Below are 6041 nucleotides of genomic sequence, written 5' to 3' on the forward strand. Positions count from 1 at the left end.
TCGACTGAATGGAGCACTATGCCTGTCTATGGCTTGTTCGTTCAGCTCCACTTCCTGGATTCCATGGTTGCCACCATCTTCTTCATGGCAACCACTACATTGCCCATGGCGATTTGGATGACCAAGAACTTCATGGATTCGGTTCCTCTTGAGTTGGAGGAGGCGGCTTGGGTGGATGGGGCCTCCTCCATGGCGGCACTGCGGAGCCTTGTGCTGCCGTTGATGAGGCAGGGTCTGGGAGTGGTGTTCATCTTCGTTTTCATTCAGGCGTGGGGGAACTTCTTTGTCCCTTTCATCCTGTTGTTGTCCACCGGCAAGCAGCCGGCCGCAGTATCCATCTTCAGCTTCTTCGGCCAGCACGGAGCTATCGCTTACGGCCAGTTGGCTGCGTTTTCCATCCTGTATTCGGTGCCGGTGCTGGTGCTCTACGCGCTGGTGTCCCGTGGCATGGGAAATTCGTTTGCCCTGTCTGGAGCGATGAAAGGGTAGCTGGAGCCATGAAAGGGTAGCTGGAGTTATGAAGGGTATCGGTTGTCAGTCGATGTCCTCGATGATCTCGCCGTATGGTACGGATTCGTCCAGGTGCGCTTGGTGCCCGGTGGATCCTGTGTTGTAGGTGATGCGGACTCCATGGCGTTGGTCCGCAGCTGACTGGAGGAGAACCGGCCGTACGGCGTCGATGACGTGCTGGTCCTGGGAGGCGAGGTACTTCTGGTAGGCGGCTGGTAGCTGGTGCATGGCAAAAGGATAGACCTCGGAAGACCACATGGGGAGGGGTCCCCATTGCGGTGCTGCTCCAGGAAGGCTTGGATGGAGTGGCCGTTTCACATCAATGCCAGCAAGGGGAACACGAGTGCAACAGATCGCAGCCATGGCCGGAATCGATGCGCCGGACATGGCCCGTGCCCAGCAACTGGTCGGCAGCATTGTCCGCAGCTTCGAAAACAAAGTGGTAGGTCAGGCCAGGCTGCGTGAGACGTTGGTCATTGGCCTGTTAACGGGTGGCCACGTCCTGTTGGAAAGCGTGCCAGGCCTGGCAAAGACTACCGCGGCCCAAGCCATAGCGGAGTCGGTGAGTGCAGAGTTCCGCCGGATCCAGTGCACGCCGGACCTGCTGCCCAGCGACATCGCGGGTACGCAGATTTTCGACGCCGCCAAGGGCACGTTTGTCACGCAGTTGGGTCCGGTCCACGCCAATATCGTGTTGCTGGATGAGATCAACCGGTCCAGTGCCAAGACCCAAAGCGCTATGTTGGAAGCGATGCAGGAGCGGCAGACATCCATCGGCGGTGAGTCCTACCCGTTGCCCCGGCCCTTCCTGGTGCTCGCTACGCAGAATCCCATCGAGCAGGAGGGGACGTATCGTCTCCCCGAAGCCCAGATGGACCGGTTCATGCTCAAGGACGTCCTGGATTATCCGAGTCCTGCGGAGGAAGCGGAAGTTATCCGGCGGATTGACGCCGGTGTATTCAGCGTGGAGCAGAGGCCCCCGGCTGCCGCCTCCCTTGACGCGGTCCTCGAGGTCCAGGAACTTGTCCGGCGGGTGTACATCGACCCGGCAATCGTCCGGTACATTGTTGGACTCGCCTACGTCACGCGCAACGCCTCACAGTATCTGGAGCCCAGTCTGGCCAACGTGGTGGAGTTCGGTGCCAGCCCGCGGGCGAGCATCGCCTTCAGCCAGGCCGCCCGTGCCATGGCATTGCTTAAGGGGCGTGACCACGTGATCCCCGAGGACGTCAAAAACCTCGCGCATCGGATCCTGCGTCACCGCATCATTCTCGGATTCGATGCCGTGGTTGAGGACATCTCCGTGGAAACCGTGATTGATGCCGTGTTGGCGTCCGTCCAGACGCCGTAGCGGGGCCGGCACGTGCCCAGCCTCCTCCGACGCGTCAAGTCGAAGATATTCATCTTCGCGCACCGCAGGACACTGACCCTTCTTGACGGGGAGTATGGCTCGGTCTTCAAAGGCCGCAGCCTGGACTTCGATGAGCTGCGAGCTTATGTCCCCGGCGATGAAGTCCGTGACATCGATTGGAAAGCCACGGCCCGGCACGGATCACCCCTGGTCAAGCGCTATGTGGCAGTGCGTCGCCACGCGGTCCTGTTACTGGTGGATACCGGAAGGAACATGGCTGCACAGGCGTTGTCCGGGGAGACCAAAAAGGACATCGCCGTACATGCAGCCGGCGTCCTGGGGTACCTCGCTTCCCGGCACGGTGACGACGTGGGCCTCCTGCATGGAAACTCCGTTGACTCCAAGTACCTACCGCCACGCAGCGGCGAGGAGTATTTGGAACGGTTGCTCCGTGAAGTGGATGCGAGCGCTTTGCTCGACAGCCCAGCCAGTGGGATCGCGGAGCAACTGGATTATGTGTTGAGGTACCTGAAGGGGCGTTTTCTCGTTGTTGTCGTCGCGGACGAGTTCCTGCCGGATGCCGGAACAGAGAACTTGATGCGCAGATTGCGCCGGCGGCACGAGGTCCTCTGGTTGACTGTCCGTGACGCCGAGCTGGCTGCCGAGGCAGGGAGTCGGATGCAGGACAGCACCGATGTCGCTACGGGACAAGGAATTCCTTGGCCTCTTTCTGTCGACGCCACCGTCCGTGCTGCCTACGCTTCGGCAATGCTTGAACGCGAACGGCGGCGGCGCGGTCTGTTCAACAGGCTCGGTATTGCCGAGGAACAAACAACCGGCAGCGAAAATGTCCTGACTGCAGTCTTCTCACTCCTGGAAAAGCACCGCTCCGGAACGTTCAATGCCAGGACCTCTGCCAAAGGCGGAACACGTGCAGGATGACGCCGGATTCTATTCACCCCTGCAGTATCAACCGCACTGGCTGTGGCTCGGGCTCATCCTCGTGGTCATCGTAGTGGTCTGGTACGCCTGGATCTTTCTGCCCGTCCGCAAGGAACGTCCAGTCCCCAAGTCTCCAGTCCGCCATTCGACGCGGGTGACGGATCTTCAGGCACTCCGTGACACCTGCCTGACGGCGATCAACGCTACAGTGGTGGACGCCGACGCCGGCCGCCTACCCGAGCGTGAGGCCCACCAAAGACTCAGCTTCCTTGTGCGGGAGTTCGCCGGAACGGTCACTGGCCTACCGGTGACCTCCATGACCCTCGAGGATCTCCACCGCCACGACCTCAAGGAAGTCGCGGCCGGGGTAGCCGGAATCTATCCCAACGAATTCGCGCCCTTGCCTCTCCAGTCGGTCACACAATCCGCAGAAACCGCACGTCAGGTGGTCTTGGCGTGGAACTGAGCTACTGGTGGATTCTTCCGCTCGCTGCAGCAGCCATGATGGTGGCCGCATGGCTGTACCGCCGCCGTCGTCCGCAAGGGGCAAAACCCATCGCGTACGGTGAGCGGCTCACTGATCTCCCTGAATACCAACAGGCTCTGCGCCGTCACCGCCGTCGCTTGGCGCTCGCGGTGGTGTTGGGCGCCGTGTTCCTGGCTGCCACCGCCACTGCAGCTGCAAGGCCCATCCAACGCGCAACAGAGCAACCGGAAATCAGGAACAGGGACATCGTGCTGTGCTTGGACGTGTCCGGGTCCATGACCAGCACGGATGCTGCCATCGCTGCAGTATTCGAAGACCTTGCCAGGGAGTTCGACGGCGAAAGAATCGGCATGGTCATCTTTGACAGCAGCAGCGTGCAACTCTTCCCGCTTACTGACGACTACCAGTACGCTGCCGAGCAACTCACTCAAGCCAAGGAAGCCCTGGACAGCGGTGCCGGGTCCTTCTTCGACGGCACCTGGAACGGGGAAGGCTCCTCGCTCATTGGCGACGGACTCGCATCCTGCATACAGAGCTTCCCCGACACTGACGCGGGGAACACTGACGAACGGGACACCGGGCGAGGGGACGAAAAGCGCTCGCGGTCCGTGGTGCTGGCCACGGATAACTTCCTGTCCGGGGAACCGATCTTTTCCTTGGACGAGGCCGCCGCCTTGGCCACCGGCAAAGACATAAAGGTGTACGCCCTCAACCCCGGAGACATGGACTACGGCGAGCAACCCGAGCAGCCCGGCGCGCAACTCAGGGCAGCGGCCGAACGAACCGGTGGCAGCTACTTCACCCTGGATAGCCCGGACGCGGTCCCGGGCCTCGTCCGTGAAGTGCAGGAAATCGAGGCAACAAGCTATCTCGCCGCACCTCAGGTAACAATCGCCGATGCTCCTGCCTGGCCGCTGGGGATCGCCTTGCTTGCCGGCTCGGGCATGCTGCTGCTCGGATGGCGGCTGGAGCCATGACCTTCAGCCCCATCTTCCCCTGGCCCCTGCTGGCGCTGGCGCTCGCCGCAGTTTTGGGCGTCACTGCCTGGACTCTCCTCAGGCGCGGGCGAAGCCAGCCACTGCAAAGCCAGCCACCTCGAAACCGGAGGCCGGCAGCCTTGCGATGTGCCGCCGTAGTACTTCTGCTGCTCGCAACCCTGCGCCCCGGTTGGCCCGGTGGCCAAGGCCAAACCGCAACCGCGGACCTGGACGTGTACTTCGTCGTGGACACCAGCACCAGCATGGCCGCAGAAGACTACAACGGAACCGGCACCAGGCTTTCAGGGGTCAAACAAGACGTCATGGCCATCGCCAAAGAACTCGCAGGAGCCAAGTTCTCCCTCATCACCTTCGACAACAAAGCCACCGTCCGCATGCCCCTTACGCAGGACGGAACTGCCCTGCAAACCGCCATGACCACGTTGCAACCCCAAAACAGCAGGTACGCCAAGGGGAGCAGCGTGACCGGAGCGGCGCAACTCCTCAAAGAAAGGCTCGCAGCCGCCCGACAGCAACATCCAGGACGCCCGGCAGTGGTCTTCTATGCCGGCGACGGCGAGAACACCAGCGCCCAGGCGCCGGCTCCCTTGGACGCCACCCATGTTGCCGGGGGAGCGGTGCTGGGTTACGGAACCGGTGAAGGCGGCCGGATGAAGGAAACAGCCGACGCTGACGCCGGATACGTCAAGGACGAAACCTCCGACACTCCACAGGACGCATTCTCCCGAATCGACGAGGGCCGGTTGCGCACCATCGCTGACCAGCTCCGCGTCCCCTACGCCCACAGGACAGGCGCCGGGCCAACATCAGACATGCTGGCTAAAGCGGACCCCGGAGCCATAACCATAACTCACGACGGCCCGGGGCGCGTGGAACTTTACTGGCTGTTCGCCCTTGCCGCTTTCCTCCTGGCCATCCACGAGCCATTGCGGCACTTCACCGCTCTCCAATCCCTTCGGCCAGCCGCGCGGAAGGAGCCCACCACATGAACGACAACACCGGACGACGACGGCGGCGTCGGCTTGCGCTCTGGTCAGCACCCCCGGCGCTCTTGGCGCTCGCAGTCGCGGCGAAGCTCCTCAGCGTTGGCGCGTTGGGGGCAGCTGCCGGGCAGTCTTTCTCTTCCGGGGAACAGCAGGGCGTGGCTAATGCAGCGTCGTGGTTGCAGGTAGCGAACATCCTTGAGCCATATAAGGCACATTTTGCCTCGGGGGATGCCCACGTTGTAGGGGGCGATCCTGCAGCTGCGAGGGAGGACTTCGAATCAGCTCTGGAAGCCGGGGCGGGCGTGGACGTATGCAAGGTGCGCGTGAATCTGGTGCTGAGCATCGAAAAGATGGGGGATGGTGCAGCGGAACGGGATGCCGCAGCGCAACTGTTCAGCGAAGCCATGGCGGCAGCCAAAAGTGCACCCCCGGAGTGTCACAAGGCCGGTCCGGCAAACGCCTCCGGCGAGGGCAACAGCCTGGATGCGGCCGTGAACCGGCTTGCCGGCAAAATCAGCGATGACGAGTCGCCTGCTGACGGTGAATCCAGGCCCGGCCAGGAAGCGTCTGCGCCCCCGAAACAGGAGCAACTCAGGCAGCTTGAAGAGAACGCGCAACGGGCCCAGCGCGAGCGTTCGGAGGGCAAGGAGCGTGGCGAGTACCTGCGGGGGCCGGACAAGGACCCTGGAATGGACAGGCCGTGGTGAACTTTTCGGCGAACATTATTCACGAATTCTCCAACGACGGCGGGGGGGGGGGGGGGAGGG

7 protein-coding genes and 1 pseudogene are annotated in these 6041 nt (G+C 62.3%); 7 read left to right on the top strand and 1 reads right to left on the bottom strand.

Going from position 1 to position 6041, the window contains the following annotated elements; all coding sequences use genetic code 11:
• Nucleotides 1–18: 18 nt before the first annotated feature.
• Nucleotides 19–489, top strand: a pseudogene (locus ACLRGI_RS18005) (carbohydrate ABC transporter permease); the annotation flags it as partial.
• 45 nt (nucleotides 490–534) lie between these two features.
• On the opposite strand, the gene ACLRGI_RS18010 reads toward ACLRGI_RS18005, so the two are convergent.
• On the bottom strand, nucleotides 535–768 hold the full coding sequence (locus tag ACLRGI_RS18010) for a hypothetical protein (protein WP_419202971.1): 234 nt from the start codon (nucleotides 766–768) through the stop codon (nucleotides 535–537).
• Between the two features lie 103 nt (nucleotides 769–871).
• On the opposite strand from ACLRGI_RS18010, the gene ACLRGI_RS18015 reads away from it, so the two are divergent.
• From ACLRGI_RS18015 to ACLRGI_RS18040, 6 genes are read left to right on the top strand one after another with little or no spacing between them, the layout of a single operon-like run.
• Nucleotides 872–1861 (top strand): AAA family ATPase, encoded by a 990-nt coding sequence (locus ACLRGI_RS18015; protein ID WP_419202972.1) that lies wholly within the window; start codon nucleotides 872–874, stop codon nucleotides 1859–1861.
• Between the two features lie 12 nt (nucleotides 1862–1873).
• Nucleotides 1874–2803, top strand: a complete 930-nt coding sequence (locus tag ACLRGI_RS18020) for a DUF58 domain-containing protein (RefSeq protein WP_419202920.1) — start codon at nucleotides 1874–1876, stop codon at nucleotides 2801–2803.
• On the top strand, nucleotides 2793–3269 hold the full coding sequence (locus tag ACLRGI_RS18025; protein WP_419202921.1) for a hypothetical protein: 477 nt from the start codon (nucleotides 2793–2795) through the stop codon (nucleotides 3267–3269). Before ACLRGI_RS18020 ends, ACLRGI_RS18025 begins: the two co-directional genes overlap by 11 nt.
• Nucleotides 3260–4267, top strand: a complete 1008-nt coding sequence (locus ACLRGI_RS18030; RefSeq protein WP_419202922.1) for a vWA domain-containing protein — start codon at nucleotides 3260–3262, stop codon at nucleotides 4265–4267. Before ACLRGI_RS18025 ends, ACLRGI_RS18030 begins: the two co-directional genes overlap by 10 nt.
• On the top strand, nucleotides 4249–5277 hold the full coding sequence (locus ACLRGI_RS18035) for a vWA domain-containing protein (RefSeq protein WP_419202923.1): 1029 nt from the start codon (nucleotides 4249–4251) through the stop codon (nucleotides 5275–5277). Before ACLRGI_RS18030 ends, ACLRGI_RS18035 begins: the two co-directional genes overlap by 19 nt.
• On the top strand, nucleotides 5274–5981 hold the full coding sequence (locus tag ACLRGI_RS18040; protein ID WP_419202924.1) for a hypothetical protein: 708 nt from the start codon (nucleotides 5274–5276) through the stop codon (nucleotides 5979–5981). Before ACLRGI_RS18035 ends, ACLRGI_RS18040 begins: the two co-directional genes overlap by 4 nt.
• The last annotated feature ends 60 nt before the right edge of the window (nucleotides 5982–6041 follow it).

Origin of the sequence: Paenarthrobacter sp. PPS72 (assembly GCF_048537125.1) — a bacterium.
Lineage (GTDB): Bacteria > Actinomycetota > Actinomycetes > Actinomycetales > Micrococcaceae > Arthrobacter > Arthrobacter nitroguajacolicus_E.

Bases quoted from the DNA above. Each gene is read 5' to 3' on its own strand.
- ACLRGI_RS18010 (WP_419202971.1), bottom strand. From the start codon at position 768: ATGTGGTCTTCCGAGGTCTATCCTTTTGCCATGCACCAGCTACCAGCC.
- ACLRGI_RS18015 (WP_419202972.1), top strand. From the start codon at position 872: ATGGCCGGAATCGATGCGCCGGACATGGCCCGTGCCCAGCAACTGGTC.
- ACLRGI_RS18035 (WP_419202923.1), top strand. From the start codon at position 4,249: ATGGCGGCTGGAGCCATGACCTTCAGCCCCATCTTCCCCTGGCCCCTG.
- ACLRGI_RS18040 (WP_419202924.1), top strand. From the start codon at position 5,274: ATGAACGACAACACCGGACGACGACGGCGGCGTCGGCTTGCGCTCTGG.